This window comes from Hallella absiana, from assembly GCF_025457485.1.
Classification (GTDB): Bacteria; Bacteroidota; Bacteroidia; order Bacteroidales; family Bacteroidaceae; genus Prevotella; species Prevotella absiana.
Map to the genome: position 1 here is coordinate 155,029 of NZ_JAMXSP010000001.1, position 15,010 is coordinate 170,038.

Sequence of the window (15,010 nt, forward strand, 5' to 3'; positions counted from 1 at the left end):
CCTCGCTCGGTGTGTGCTTCTCACCTCTCGCTGACAAACGTGGTGACAGATCGCGGCTCAAGCATGGCGTTGCCCATGCTCTTTCCCACCGGTTTTAGGTTTTCTCCCGTCACGTCCGACGTGCGGTAGAGTTGCCAAGCGTGCTTACTTTCTGGAAGAGGCAGAACGATCGGAGCAGAGCCTTCTCCATAATTAATGGCGACCACCACCCACGAGCCGTCTACATTGCGATAGGCTGAAGTCATCACGCCATAAGGTTGTGTCTCACCGTCTGCAACAAGTTTTCCTCCATCTGTAACAGACATCGCATACCGCCGTGCTCCTGGACGGATGAAGCGGCTATAATTGCCCAACGTCCACATCAGCTTAGAGTCAATTGCCTTGCCCGTTTTCCAACCGTCATTACTGAGCACGCGGATCAGTCCATCTTTGTAGTCGCCTCCCAAGGCACGCCACCACGACCAGCTCTCAGCATCGCCATAGACCAGATCATGATGGATGACACGAGCCACATAGAGAGCCGTCATCATCGAAAAGTCGAAATGGCCGCCTCCCCCGATCTCCTCATCGTTGCTCATAATGCAAAGTTCGCTTTGCCAATAATGAAGACCATACCGCGCCAACGTGTCTCGGAGTTGCTCGCGTACCTGACGCATATATTTCACGGGCGTATTGGTCCAATAGCTGTGAGCCAACACGCAGTGCGGCACGCCCGGGCAATTGCCCAAATAGGTCTGCACGCTGTCTTTATTGAAGAAGCTGGAGATTTCGAAACCGCGCTGCCAGTCTGTCTCGTGAGTACCCAAGAGGCACCGCAGATCGCTACTCTCATTGATCGTTATCTGTGTATTGACCTTTTGCTTTTTAAATGCTTTCGAAACAGCCCTCACCAACTTTGCTACTTCCCGGTTGGTAGCGGGCGACCCTTCCTGCTTCGGTCCCAGCCAGTTCCAGTGTCCGTCCGGCTCATTGACCGGACTGACATAGTCGAAGTGGATGCCGTCGTGCGCTTCCAGTCCTTTCAAGCTTGTCGCGATGAACCGTGCGGCACGGTCATAGCAGTCTGGCTTTAGATTAATCGTTCCTCCACGTCCCGTGTTGGTTGCAAGTCCGTTTTGTGTAAAGTAGACCGGCATAGAATTCATGAAAGCCAGAAAGTGGTCAACGCCACGCTCTTTGGCAAGTTTCAGGAAGTTGCGCTGCCCCTGCTGCTTGCTCCAGTTGTAACTGCCGTCAGCATTCAGGAAGCATTCCGTCCGCGTAGCTTGCTGGATATACGAGCTGTCGCCCTGCTCCTCACTGCCGGCACCAAGGTTGAAACGCCATAATGAAAGTCCGATGCCGCGTGGCTGACCTTGTGCATCGTCGTCTGTGCTGAACAGCCAGTCGGCGATTTGTTGCTGCTGTTGCTCCGGCCACAGCCCAACATACTTCATACTCCATGCGTCAGATGCCCCAAAGTGCAGAATCTGTTGGCGCGGTTGATCTGCGTTGATCCGGTAGATCCGTTGGGCATGGATTGACACTGCCGCCATCAACAACAGCACTGAAAAGAGAAAACGATGATATTTCATAGCAGAATAGGATATATGATGAGGATAGTTAATTCTTCATTCAGTGATTGACGATTTTCTTTCCATCAACGACATAGATACCTTTCGGCAAAGAATGCAGAAGAGAGACATCGTCAGCGACCTTCGTTCCTGTCAAGGAAAAGACGGCATTCACTTTTTTAGCATCTTCTTCTATGCTCTGAATGCCGGTAGCAAAGTCACCGTCGAGAGTGAAGGTCACTACAGAGCGAGCCGGAATGAGGATACGTGTGTTGGCATTGGGCGTTGTATTTAGTGTAGCGTCAAGGCTCAGCGAATGCGTAGCATCGGTCACATATTTATGAATAGCAGTTGCGGAAGTATTAAATTTGACGCCTTTTGCTGCGTCTCCATTATTGACAAAGACCGCCACGACGCGCTTGCCGTCCGGTGAGACAAAGGCTGTAGCCATCAATCCGTCGATGTTGTCGACCGTCGTGCCCGTCATGGCTATGCGCTGATAGCCGGGGCGTACAAAGCGGCTGTAGTTGCCGAGTACCCACAGATTGGGATTGGCCGTGACGGTTCCACCTTTTGTGAGATCACCATAGCTCTCGTAGCCAGTGTCTCCCGTGGCGTTGAGCCGAAGCAGTTCAAACCGGTTTTTCTGGCTCCATTGTGATTGTGCCATTACTGTCCAGTACGACCATGACGACATGTTGCCTTCGGTGAGCCCTATATAGATGAGTTTTCCCATGAACAACGCAATGTCCATGTCAGTGGCTTCATCGTATGAACTTGGGAAACCAGTGTCTGTACCAGGCTCTTTGTCAAGCATGCTCCACTCGGTTTGCATGACTTTCAATCCGTATTGCGCAGCTTTCTGTGCCACCTTCTTTCGTGTGTCCACTAATGCAGCGTCGCTGCCAAAGGTCCAATAGTCGTGTCCGGCCACGGCCTTCTCCACATGGCTCAGTCCACCAATATATGTTTCACTGTTTGCCGGATTCCAAAAAGCCTCTATCTGATCCGAAGCCCTGCCACCATAGTCAGAGCAAGGCTGATAGAGCCGGTCCCATGCGCTTGCTTCCGGCATGACAATGGTAGTCCCCGACAATTGCTGTTTATCAAGTGCTTGGTCCAATTCCTTTACGAGTCGGCTGATCTCAGCGTTCTGCCAAGGCGATCCCTCCTGACCGTCGCGCCAGTCGAAAGCCGGCTCGTTGACAGGGTCGACATAGGTGATAGGATAGCCTAAGTCGGTGAAGTGTCGGGCTGTGGTGGCGATATAGTTTGCGAAATCGTCATAGCAATCTTCCTTAAGGTTGGCTCCCGCTGCCCCGTCCTTGTTGTTGGCCAGTCCGTTTGCCGTATAATAAATAGGTGCAGAGTTTGCGAAAAGAAGGAAATGACCAACGCCATAGCTCTTGGCCTGCTCCATGAACCATTGTTGTCCGGCACAGCGGTTCCAGTCGTAGGTGCCGTCAGACTGGATGTAGCAGTCAGCGCGTCGCGTGGCATCACTGATGTTCGATCCGTCGCCTTGTTCACTGCTGCCAGCACCCAAGTTCACTCTCCACACCGAGAGTCCGATGCCTTCGGGATTGCCGTTGCTGTCCATCTTTTGCGAGAAGAGCAGGCGCGCAGCCTTTTCCTTCTCTGTGGTGGAGAAGTATCGTCCCACAAATTCTGTTGTCCAGCAGTCTGAAGCCCCGAAGTCCATGATGGTCTGGTAGTGCTCGGAAGGATTGAATCCTATTGTGTAAGTCGACTGGGCAGAGGCTGACAAGACTGTAGACAAAGCAAAGATGGAGATAAGTATTTGTTTCATACGAGATAATATAAAAAGAAGTGTGAAGAGAAAATCTAACCAACAATGAAAGGTTCATAGGTTCCAAAGGTTCCGTAGGCTTAAAGATTCCATACGATCGACAAAACCTTTAAGCCAACAAAACCTTTAAAACCTAAAGAACCTTCGAAACCTAGAATTTAGTATAATGGATTCTGCTTGATGGATCCGTTGGACATGATAATCTCTGAGTTAGGAATTGGGAAGAGCTCATCGCGTCCCTCTTTAAACGTGATGCCTTTGTCGCTGCTCTCACCCTTATTCTCTTTCTCGTACTTATCAGTACTCTCATAGAGGTTGTAATGTACAAACGTACCGTTGGGTCCCATGATATTGTCGATAGCGGGCTTGCCATTGTCGTCTTTCCAGCGGCGCAGGTCGTAGAGGCGGTTGTCCTCAAGAGCCAGCTCCAGACGGCGTTCCAAGCGAATGGCATCGCGCAGTTCCTTGTTAGAAGCGGTCACAGGAGAGAGCTTGACACGGGCACGCACCTGATTGAGAGCTGCGCGGGCTTCCGCATCATTGCCCAATGCGTTCTCTACCTCGGCATACATCAGCAACACGTCGGCATAGCGCAGCAGACGATAGTTCAGCGGAATATGCGGAGCATCGTAAGGTGATGGGCGCTTGGCGACAGGAATATAGAGCTTCATGTTGCATCGTGCGCTCTTGTGCTTGCTCGGTGAGATGACATAGGGATTGTCTTCTGTCCACGTAGGATCGTTAGGCACACTGGTCTGTCCGTCGTGCAGGATGGTCCACTTCAGGCGGATAGAGTCACCGGCATCTTCAAATGCTTTCTCCAGATTGCTGGTCGGCAAGCCCCACGACCAACCGGAGTCATCGCGAGAACCGACAACCACAGAGATGCGTTCGCCAAGACTAAAGCTGATGTCGCTGTTGGTCTGAACCTCAAAGAGACTCTCCTTGCTGTTGTTGTGGTCCATGCTCCACACATCGCCAAAGTTGTCGAGCAGTTGATATTCTTTGCTGTCGATGACGGCTTTGAGCTGAGCCTCCGCCTCTTTGTATTTCTCCTGATAGAGATACACCTTTCCGAGCAGTCCTTGGGCGGCCCCTTTCGTAACGCGTCCAAGGTCTTTGCTGCTGTATGCGCTGCGCACGGGCAGGTCAGGAATAGCCTCGAGCAAATCTTTCTCGATCTGTGCATAGGTCTCCTCTTTGCTGGCGCGCTCTATGCCTTCCACCTCTGAAGGCATCTTCAAGTCGAGCACCAAAGGCACGCCACCAAAGTTCTTTACCAGATCGAAGTACTCAAAGGCACGTATGAACTTAGCCTCAGCGATATAGCGTTTCTGGAGTGCCTCGTTGTTGAACTTCACACCTGGTATGCGGTTGATGGCGATATTGCACTGGAGAATGCCTTTGTAGCGATACTGCCAGAAGTTTTGGCAGCTGTTACCCGCACTGATGGTGTTGCCCGTGTAGTGAGCCAGGTGAAGATAATCGCCCGGATCCTGCGTGGTGTTACCCATCCATTCGTCGTCGGTGCACATGTCACCGGCAACGTAGAACTTGTATATCTGCCACCAGTCGTCGTAGGTCAGACTCTGATAGCAGCCTGTCACCTGCTTGGCACATTCGTCCTCCGTAGAGAAATAGTTTTCCATGTCCTGCTGACCAAGGATAGGCTCATCGAGGAAATCGGAGCAGCCGCTCACAGTGAAAGTCAGTGCAGCCGCCATGGTCAGACCCAAAATATATTGTTTCATAGTTGTTGATGATAATCGTTAAAAGTTCATGTTCACACCCACCAGGAAGGTACGTGGGTTAGGATAACCGGTCCAGTCGATACCAGCCTGTGTGGCACTACCCATAGCAGCCGTTTCCGGATCCATGCCGCTGTAGCCTGTGATTGTGAAGAGGTTTTGGGCAGAGAGCGAGAAACGCAGCGTGCAGGTGCCAAGAAGCTTCTTAGGCAGCGTGTAGCCCAGTTGCAGCAACTTGCAGCGGAAGTAACTGCCGTCTTCAACGAAGTAAGTCGAAGGACGCGTGTAGTTGGAGTTCGGATCTGCAACGGTCAGACGCGGATATTCCGTGGAAGTGCCTTCTCCGTGCCAAGCCTTTTCAAGCGTACCGGCATAGACGTTCTGACCGTCCAGACCGAAGTAGCGCTCACGATTGAGGTTATAGATGTCATTGCCAAAGGTGCCATAGAACTGAGCTCTGAAGTCGAAGCCTTTGTACTGAGCGTTGAGGTTCAGACCGAGCATCAGGTCAGGGAAAGGATTGCCGATATAGGTCTTGTCCTTCTCGTCGATGGTGCCGTCGTGGTTGAGATCTTTATAGCGGAAGTCACCGGGCTGAGCGTTTGGCTGCATGGCATTTCCGTGCTCGTCGGTGTAGGAGGTCACTTCTGTCTGGTTCTGGAAGATGCCGTCAACGACATAACCGTAGAACTGGCTGATCAGTTTTCCTTCCTCGTTGCGGATGATATAATCGCCATTGTGATTGCCTGTGTATATATAGTTGCCATTGAGGTTGATGGCTTTGTTGCGAACTGAGCTGAGGTTCACTCCGACGCCATACTGCAAACCACCCACATGGTCGTTCCAGTCGATGCCAAGTTCCCATCCGGTAGCCTTCATGCTTCCGATGTTCTCCCACATCTGTCCGTTCCACATCGGGTAGCCAAGGATGAGCAGATTCTCTTTCTGCATGAGCATGTCGTGGCTCTTCTTGGTGTACCAGTCAGCGGTGACGCGCAGGCGATTGGCCAGGAAAGCCATATCGAGTCCGATATTGTAGTCCTCGACAGTCTCCCATTTCACGTTTGTGTTACCAATTGATCCGATCGTAGAACCTACAATCGTGGCAGGTGTAGCGCCGAGAGTATAGCGTGTGGTGGAGATGGAACTGATATAAGCCGAGTTGTCGATGTTCTGGTTGCCCACCTTACCCCAGCCGAGTCTTAACTTCAAGTCGTCGAAGACGTGCTGATGTTTCATAAACGACTCACCGGAGATACGCCAGGCTGCACTGACAGCGGGGAAAGTAGCGTACTTGTTGCCTTTGGGGAACTTGGATGAGCCATCGACACGCACACTGGCTGTGAGGTAGTAGCGTTCATCGTAGTTATACATCACACGACCGAGATACGAGATCAGCGAGCTGTAGCTGTTGGTACCCGAAGCCTGCATGTTCTCTGTACCGGCACTCACATAGCGCATTTCCTCAACGTTGGAGGGGATGTTGTCGCGGCTGCCGCTGAGCCAGTAGTCCTGGAAGCGCTCCATGGTGTAGCCTGCCATGACGTTGAGGTTATGGCGTTTGTTGAAACTCTTCATATAAGTCAGCGTGTTGGTCCAGTTCCAGTCCACCCAGTTCTGCATGGTGCGTGAGGCATTGCTCTTCTCGCTTTGCTCGAGGTTGTCGATATGGAAGTCTGGTGTGTAGCCGTCCGAAAGGCGGAAACGTGCGTTGATGCCAAACTGTGTGCGGAAGGTCAGTCCGCTGATGGGGCTGATGCTGATGAAAGGAGTAGCCAGCAGGCCATATTCGTCGGAGTGACTGTCGAGGCGATACATCGAAGCCACTGGATTCCATTCCTGGTTGTTGTTTGAGCGTGCATAGTTGCTGTAAGGGTTGGACGTCCACTCGCTCTTGTCACGCATGACGGGCGTTGTCGGATCCATGGCCATGATGGCACCCATCAAGCTGGGCGTATCATTCCAGTTCTCATATTTCGGCGTGAAGTCAATACCGGCCTTGACAATCTTGTTGAAGTTATACTCCATGGAGAAGCGAGCCGTGAGTTTCTGCCAGTCGCCTACCTTGTACTGTGAGTTCTGACGGAAGTAACCGATGCTTGCCGAATAGAGCAGTTTGTCGGTGCCACCGGAGAATCCGATATTGTAGTTCTGTTGCAGCGCGATGTCACGGATACACTGGTCCCACCAGTCTGTACCCTGAGCGTCGGTGATGTTCTCAATGCCTTTGTAAGCACCGGTGCTGCCGTCATTGGCGTAGCGCATCTTATATACTTTCTCATATTCCGAAGCCTTGGCAACATCGGGCTTGCTGAGTGTCTGGAAGCCCTCAGAGACGGAAGCCTCAAACTTCATGGCTCCCTTACGGCCTTTCTTGGTGGTGATCAGGATGACACCATTGGATCCTCGTGTACCGTAGATAGCTTCAGCGGAAGCGTCCTTGAGGACCTGCATACTCTCGATGTCGTTTTGATTGAGGAAGTTGATGTTATTTCCTACCGGCATACCATCTACGACATAGAGCGGGTCAGAACCGTTGATGGTGCTGATGCCTCGAATGATGACACGCGGTGTGGATCCCGGTGAGCCGCTGTTGGTCACCTGCACACCATTGACCTGTCCCTGCAAGGCGTCCATGACGTTGCCTGTGGTGAGCTTATTGAGCTCATCACCTTTGATGGCGGAAATAGAACTGGTCAGATCGCCTTTCTTGGCGACACCATAACCGATGACCACCACCTCATTGAGGTCAGAGGCATTGTCTTTCATCACAACGTTGATAGCAGTGCGTCCGGCTATGGCGATCTTCTGTGACGAGAATCCCATCATGGAAAATTCCAGCGTGGCATTCTTGTCGGCATTGATACTATAGTGTCCATCCATATCGGTGACAGTGCCGTTGGTCGTGCCGGCGACCTTGATATATGCTCCCATCAGGGGTTCATGGTCATCGGCAGAGGTCACTGTACCCGTGATCTTCATCGTCTGCGCCTGCAGGCACAGGGCGAAGACGGACAGGAAAAGGGATAACAAATATTTTTTCATTTGTCTGTTGATTGGTTATACTATTGTTCAGGTTCTGTTATTTCACTGGAATGATGCGGCTCCGCAGCAGGGCATAGTCAAACTCGAAGAGATACTTGCCGTCAGCAGGCACCGTCATCTCCTTCATGTTGTCACCGCCGTTGGGCTTGTTAGCCTCGTTCTCATCACTGCCGTCGAAGCGCCAGTACGGCTCAGGCCACCATCCCCAGATGTGAGCGACACTGATCGTGAAGCTGATCTTCGTGCCTTTGGTAAGCGTCATCTCGCGATAGAGACGGTAAGGATTGTTCTTGTCCTGATAGAGCACAAACGCATTGTTGTTGGGGTTCGTTGTCCAGCTCGGCGCACCTGGCAGCCCACTGCCCGCTAACACGATTTCGTAAGCCTGTGCGCCACTGCCATCCTTGAAGTCGATCTTTTGTGAACCGTCAAGGATTCCCAACGAAGCGGTTGTCGGAGTATAGCTCTTCACGTCGTATTCTCCAGTGACCGTGTTAAAGTCGATCTCGTAGTAGCCTACCTTGCTCAGCTTGATGGGCTGTCCGACATTGGGGTTGCTGGTCAGCAGTCCTGTCGTAGGATCCACGCCAAAGCAAATTGGCTGGAAGTCGGTCTTCTGAGGGATGAAGCGCACGCCGGTACCTGCCTTCTGGTTGTAGTAGAGGGCACGATACTGATATTTTCCTGTGTGATCAATGAGCATGGGCACGCCATAGACGTCGCTGGTCAGGTCGGCAGCGTCATCGACATCGGCCAGATACATCTTGTCGAAGTCAGGCAGATCACTCACTTTGATTGTGCTTGTCGTGGTCGCCGTGTTGTTGAACTTGTCTCCTACCTTTACAGTCATCGTGTAAGTTGCTTCTTTTTGTGGCATCTCATACACCTTATTATATATATAGGTCGTTCCGCTGATGCTGACGCTGTCGTGTACGTTGAGGTCAGGGATGCTCACCACGATATAGCTCAGGTTCTTGTTGTCGGCAACAGCCGTGGTGAGGTTGAGCTTAGGATTCTGCAAGAGCACGGTGAGCTCTTTGGAAGGTGCCTGTGTGAATGTCGGAGCTGTGAAGTCACCGTCGGGAGTGACAAGCACGGTTGTCTCTGTCTGATGTCCTCGCACGTCCTCCACCGTCACCTTTACGGGAAACTGATCTCCGTCTTTCCATTCCGAGCCGGCAGTGTAGTGATAGCTCAGACTGTACTCATGCAGCAACGTGTCGGGATAATAAGTCAGGAAGTCGATGGTCTTGTCGAGGTTCATCCCTTCGTTTTCCAGGGTGATGCTCTTCAGTCCGTCAGCATCCTTGGCGACGCCCTCAATGGTGAACTGTCGTCCGGGTTCGGTTTGAATGTGATCCGTAGTCAACTGGATTACGGGAGCCTGGTCATCAACAGCAGGATAGTCATCGTCACTGCTGCACGATGTCATAGACACGGTAGCAAGCAATCCGAACAAACCCGCCAATAATGGCCGGAAAAAGTTTTTGTTCTTATTCATATAAGTACGCTTTAGTAAGTTGATTGTTTATGTTATGTATTTATTGCGTTAATGTTGATTACCTTTTGCGATCCTGTAGCAATCCCTTACGAAAGAAAAAGAACTTTAAATATTGAAGATTAGAGCGGATAAATTATTTGCTGCAAAGTTAGTAAACATAGGCTGAACGTGGGGTACAATTATCGTGCTTTCAGTAGTTATAAATCGTGCAAAAGGCTATATTTCGGTCAGCAAGCACCATAATATTGCAAAAAAAATCATATCTTTGCATGGTATGATAAAGATCAATAAACATCTCGCTTGGTTGTTGCTGCTTACCTGCTTCGCCTTGTTGCCGGTTCCAGCCAGTGCTGCCATTCTTGCATCCTCTCAAGACTATGCCGTCAAGCCTTTAGGTATAGACATGGGTCTGTCGAGCAACTACTGTGTTGCCATTGAGCGTGACAAGTGGGGCTATCTGTGGATCGCTACCGAGGAAGGTCTCAACCGCTTCGATGGTTCTCATTTCTATACCTATTATCAATACCTCTCTCCCGGCTTCCATGGAGATGCCCTCGGCAGCAATGCGCTGAGTGCCTTGCTTGACGACACATACAGTCCGGTCATGTGGGTTGCCACACAACGCAATGGACTCAATGCCATCAACTATGCCGACTACTCGATCCGTCACTATACCCATCAGGCCAAAGACGACCACAGCATTGGGTCTAACGACCTGACTGGATTGGCACGAGCCAGTGACGGCGGACTTTGGGTATGCACTTATTGGAATGGTGTTGATCACTTCAATACGCATACCGGGCAGTTTACCCACTACTGCCGGCGTACGCTTCCCACTCTGCCAAGCGACCAGGTCTGGTGCGCGCTCGATGGCGGGCACGGTTTCCTCTATGTAGGACATGTCTACAACGGTCTGTCGGTCATAGACACCCACAGCCGACGTGTCACCAACTACAACCATCGCGATGACATTCCATCGTCCATCAGCGGCAATGAGGTTCATTGTCTCTTCCGCGACCGCATGGGACATCTTTGGATAGGCACAAATCATGGACTGGATCTCTTTGACCCCATTCGCCAAGCCTTTTTGCACTTTCAAGATGTTCCGCAACTCAAAGGAAAGATTATGGACATCCGTGAGCTCGGCGACAACCGCCTTTGGATCGCTACAGAGTTGCAGGGTATTGTCATCCTCGACATCTCACGTATCTCAGGCAATAGCCCAGGCAGTTCGCTTATGCCCAGCGCCGACGCACTGTCTGCCTCGATGATCATCGGGACCATCACAGAAGGAGCGTCCTCATCGCAACTTACCGGCAACGGCATCCGCAGTCTCTGTCCCGACGCCTTTGGCAATGTGTGGGTAGGGCTCTACGGTTCCGGCATGGATATGATTACACAGGAGTTGCCAGCCTTCACACACATTACCTATTCACCTTTTCCACAGACGGGACAACTCACTAACAAGAATGTCTTCGGCCTGGCTATCGCTCCCGACGGCTCTCTTTGGGCAGGAACGGATGGCAGTGGCGTCAACGTCTTCAACGGCGGGGGACAGCGCATCGCGGACATGCCAGCGACAATGGGAAGCTGCGTACAGACGATCTACCGCGATCATGAAGGTCGGCTATGGACAGGCTCCTACACCGACGGTGGAAAGGTGCGTGAAACCAATGGCACCATCCACGCCATAGAAGGCCTTCCGGCACACGCCGATGTACGCTGCTATTTCGAAGACAATAAACAGCAGATGTGGATCGCAACCTCGTCAGGACTGTACAAGACAGCCAAGACAACAAGCCGCGTCGAGGCTCACTGGCCCGTCAAAAGCTATCTGCTCAGGGCGGTCTATGTCGATGACAGGGGCTATGTGTGGCTGGGCACCTTTGGCAATGGCTTTTTGATCTGTTCTCCTTCCATGCGCATCCTGCACGAGATGAATGAGACCAACGGCTTCCCTTCCAGCGATATCTATCACATACAGAACGACCATCGTGGACATATATGGATTGCCACCAATCAGGGACTGGTGTGTATGTCTTCGGAAAAGAGGCAGATCCAACATGTCTATGGCAGGCGCGACGGCATGGAAAGCAGTTACACCCGTGCTTCGATGATGGACTCTGACGGCAACCTATGGGTCAGCACCAATAAGGGAATCAGCTGTCTGCGCCACAATGCCAGAGCTTTTATCAACTATTCCTGGCGGGACAACTTGCCAAAAGGCAACTTCAACGACGGCAGTGTATGCGCGCGCGCTGACGGTACGCTGTTTTTCGGCAGTACAGATGGCATCGTCTCTTTTCTTCCTCAAAAAGTGCTGACACAACGACGGCCACCGAAAGTCTTCATCACAGGATTGTCGTTGCCCTCAGCCAACAGCATCGGGCAGGACAGCATCGTGTGCGTTATCGGCAAAAAACAGATCACGGTCGATTACCATCACACCACCTTCTCCATTCTGTTCAGTGCTCAAGACTATGCCTTGTCACATACAGTGGAATATGCCTACCAGCTGGAGGGACTGCACAGCCAGTGGGCGCTGCTCGACGACAACAAGGTCACGCTCCACGATCTGCCTTACGGACACTACAAGCTACTTGTGCGCTGTCGTCTGCGCAATCAGCAATGGTCGGCACCAACAGTGATGGAGCTCACCATGCAACCTCCGTTCTGGCTCTCTTGGTGGGCAAAAACACTCTATGCGCTTATGGTCCTGGCGGTTGTCATCGCCGCCATACGGCTCTATCTGCGTAAAGTCCGTCTCGAATATCTCTACAACTCGGAGAAGCGAGAACACCAGTTGCAACAAAAGATTACGGAAGAACGACTGCAGTTCTTCACCAACATCGCCCACGAACTGCGTACGCCGCTGACGCTGATCCTTGGCCCGCTGGACGACATGGCCCGCCATTCCGACATACCACGTGACGCTAAACACACGCTGGCTGTGGTTTTCCAAAGCGCGCAAAGACTAAAGGCGCTCATCGACAAGCTGCTGGAATTCAGAAAGACGGAAACGGCGAACAGAAAGTTGCAACCGCAATACGGTAATCTAGTGGACTGTGTACGCGATGTTTGTCTGAAATATGAGGAGTTGAACCGCAACCCTAATGTTGTTATCACTACGATGGCGTCGCAGCCGGAAATCATGATGAACTTCGATAAAGATGTGGTGACGATCATCTTGGACAATCTTATCTCCAACGCGATAAAATACACGGATCGTGGCCAGATCACCATTGCGGTCAGCAGTGAGGATGGCGATGGTCAGTGTAGGGCCGTGCTAACCGTATCGGATACCGGTCGTGGCATCTCGTCGGAAGCCTTGCCTCACATCTTTGACCGCTTCTATCAAGAGCAAGGACCGCATCAGGCATCAGGTACGGGCATAGGACTGGCACTGGTGAAAAACCTCGTCGGCCTGCACCACGGCACGATTACCGTAGAGAGTAAACCGGGAAAAGGAAGTGTGTTTAGTGTCGTCATCTGTGGGGAAGACTCAGAAAAGTTAGCTTCAAACACGTTGCTAAAAGAAAATGGAGGGTCTACCGAAGCCATAATAACCCCGCATACTTCCGAAGGCTCCGGGCAAGCAGTTCTCCCCCTCTCGGGGGGAGCTAGAGAGAGGCTTCTCCTCCTTGTTGTCGAAGACGACCAAGACATCAGAGAGTTCATCGCTTCGGTATTTACCGGATTGTTTGACGTCAGACAGGCCAAAGACGGAGAAGAAGGATGGAAGGTAGCACAGGAGACAACGCCCGACATCATCATCAGCGACATCATGATGCCCAGGATGGACGGCAACGAGCTGTGCCGGAAAATCAAAAACGATGTACGCACCTCCCACATCCCCGTCATTTTGTTGACAGCAAAAGACACCGATGCCGACAAGACCGTGGGCTACAACGCCGGGGCAGACTCGTATCTCACCAAGCCTTTCACGGCCGGACTGCTCCGCGCACGCGTCGACAATCTGCTCCGACAACGGCAACAGCTCAACGACACCATCGCCCACTCTGAGCCGGACTTCAGCTTGAAGCGCAAGCAACTGCAAGCCTCGTTGCAGGATATCGACCGGCAGTTCTTCCAACAGCTCGACCATCTCATCGAGGAGCGCATCTCGGGAGATGTCGACGTGAGTTATCTGGCTGAGGAACTGCATGTCAGTGTCAGCACACTCTACCGCAAGATGAAGACGCTCACAGGCATCTCTACCAATGAGTACATCCGCAAGTACAAGATGCAATACGCCGAGCATCTGTTGCTCACAGGACGCTACTCCATCAGCGAGGTCAGCTTCATGGTGGGCATGAGCAGTCCTTCCTACTTTCGGCGCTGCTTCAAGGATGCCTACGGCATGATACCCTCGGAATATATCCAAAAGATGAAAAGGAGCGTATAGGACATTACGTCAACCAGTCTTACCCTCTATTTTAGTTTCGGTTTCAGCTCGTCCGGTGAGTCTTTGGTGTACATGTTCACGGGCGGAGCCGTCTTTGTAAAGAGGTCGCTGATGACCGTGACGGGAAACGTCAGGGCAGGCTGGAAGCTGTCACTCTCCATATAGTCGATGAGAGCCTTGCGCATCTGTCGGGCCACCAGACGGCGGTCGAGGTGGCTGCTGATGTCCATTGTGGTCATCAGCAATTTACCGTTGAGCACGTTGGCCTCTATCATCATGCCGAGCTTGCGGCTCACATGCCACGTATCGATAGGCTGTATGGGCGACTGATAGTCACGAGGCAGTGCTGCGAGGTTCATCACCTGAGCATTGTTGACCAGCTCCCATCAGTTGAGATTGCTCCAGTCGTCGGTGGAAAACTCACGGAACAACGGGTGCTGCGAATCAATGGCCAAGCCCGTGGTATGCGGCGGCCGCATCTTAAACCAACTCGTATTCCAGAAGACGGGCAGGTAGGTCTGCTTCACATCGTTGCCATAGCGTACCTTGCCGGCCGCCGTGATGAAACTACAGTCTTGAAAATCTGCGATACGCCTCTTCCCTACTCTATACCTTTCTGGCTTCACTCTGCTATCTGAAACAGTTCAGACACTATAATGCTCAGCAAGAACGCATCGACACCACGGACATCGTCACCATGGCGGTAAGGTATATGAAAGAGAATTACTTCAACCGGCTCAAAGTGAACCGCGCCTGCCAGCTCTTGGAGACAACAGACCTCAAAGTCAATCAGATCTGCACGATGGTAGGCATCGATGACAGCTATTATTTCTCGCGGGTGTTTACCAAGATTGTTGGCGTTTCGCCTAAGAAATATCGGCAAACAATCGCAGAGAAAGATTCTGATTTCACAAGTGAATAGACTTTGTGTCCGGCTCCTCTCCCCCC

The 15,010-nt window shown here is 51.8% G+C and carries 7 protein-coding genes and 1 pseudogene; 2 read left to right on the top strand and 6 right to left on the bottom strand.

The features are described from left to right. Positions 1-20: 20 nt before the first annotated feature. From NG346_RS00615 to NG346_RS00635, 5 genes are all read right to left on the bottom strand, one after another. Complete coding sequence (locus NG346_RS00615) at positions 21-1,574, bottom strand: glycoside hydrolase (protein WP_396266652.1); 1,554 nt, start codon at positions 1,572-1,574, stop codon at positions 21-23. 40 nt (positions 1,575-1,614) lie between these two features. Further along, positions 1,615-3,363, bottom strand: coding sequence for a glycoside hydrolase family 30 protein (locus NG346_RS00620; RefSeq protein ID WP_262288113.1), 1,749 nt, complete (start codon positions 3,361-3,363; stop codon positions 1,615-1,617). Positions 3,364-3,521: 158 nt separating this feature from the next. Continuing rightward, positions 3,522-5,114 carry a RagB/SusD family nutrient uptake outer membrane protein gene (locus NG346_RS00625; protein ID WP_262288114.1) on the bottom strand — a complete coding sequence of 531 codons (1,593 nt, stop codon included), beginning with the start codon at positions 5,112-5,114 and terminating at the stop codon, positions 3,522-3,524. Positions 5,115-5,132: 18 nt separating this feature from the next. Then, entirely contained in the window at positions 5,133-8,156 is a 3,024-nt protein-coding gene (locus NG346_RS00630) for a SusC/RagA family TonB-linked outer membrane protein (RefSeq protein ID WP_262288115.1), read from the bottom strand. A gap of 37 nt (positions 8,157-8,193) precedes the next feature. Continuing rightward, a complete protein-coding gene (locus NG346_RS00635; RefSeq protein ID WP_262288116.1) occupies positions 8,194-9,657 on the bottom strand; it encodes a hypothetical protein in 1,464 nt (487 codons plus the stop codon). A gap of 274 nt (positions 9,658-9,931) precedes the next feature. Between NG346_RS00635 and NG346_RS00640 the strand changes: the two genes are divergently transcribed. Further along, positions 9,932-14,062, top strand: coding sequence for a hybrid sensor histidine kinase/response regulator transcription factor (locus tag NG346_RS00640; protein WP_262288117.1), 4,131 nt, complete (start codon positions 9,932-9,934; stop codon positions 14,060-14,062). Positions 14,063-14,088: 26 nt separating this feature from the next. Here NG346_RS00640 and NG346_RS00645 read toward each other — a convergent pair. Next, positions 14,089-14,625, bottom strand: a pseudogene (locus tag NG346_RS00645) (beta-glucuronidase); the annotation flags it as partial. A 149-nt stretch (positions 14,626-14,774) separates the two neighbouring features. Here NG346_RS00645 and NG346_RS00650 point away from each other — a divergent pair. Next, positions 14,775-14,984, top strand: a complete 210-nt coding sequence (locus NG346_RS00650) for a helix-turn-helix transcriptional regulator (RefSeq protein WP_262288118.1) — start codon at positions 14,775-14,777, stop codon at positions 14,982-14,984. Positions 14,985-15,010: the final 26 nt, after the last annotated feature.

Excerpts from the sequence above, each read along its gene's own strand:
- NG346_RS00615 (WP_396266652.1), bottom strand. The coding sequence starts at position 1,574 with ATGAAATATCATCGTTTTCTCTTTTCAGTGCTGTTGTTGATGGCGGCA.
- NG346_RS00635 (WP_262288116.1), bottom strand. The coding sequence starts at position 9,657 with ATGAATAAGAACAAAAACTTTTTCCGGCCATTATTGGCGGGTTTGTTC.
- NG346_RS00630 (WP_262288115.1), bottom strand. The coding sequence starts at position 8,156 with ATGAAAAAATATTTGTTATCCCTTTTCCTGTCCGTCTTCGCCCTGTGC.
- NG346_RS00640 (WP_262288117.1), top strand. The coding sequence starts at position 9,932 with ATGATAAAGATCAATAAACATCTCGCTTGGTTGTTGCTGCTTACCTGC.
- NG346_RS00620 (WP_262288113.1), bottom strand. The coding sequence starts at position 3,363 with ATGAAACAAATACTTATCTCCATCTTTGCTTTGTCTACAGTCTTGTCA.
- NG346_RS00625 (WP_262288114.1), bottom strand. The coding sequence starts at position 5,114 with ATGAAACAATATATTTTGGGTCTGACCATGGCGGCTGCACTGACTTTC.
- NG346_RS00650 (WP_262288118.1), top strand. The coding sequence starts at position 14,775 with ATGAAAGAGAATTACTTCAACCGGCTCAAAGTGAACCGCGCCTGCCAG.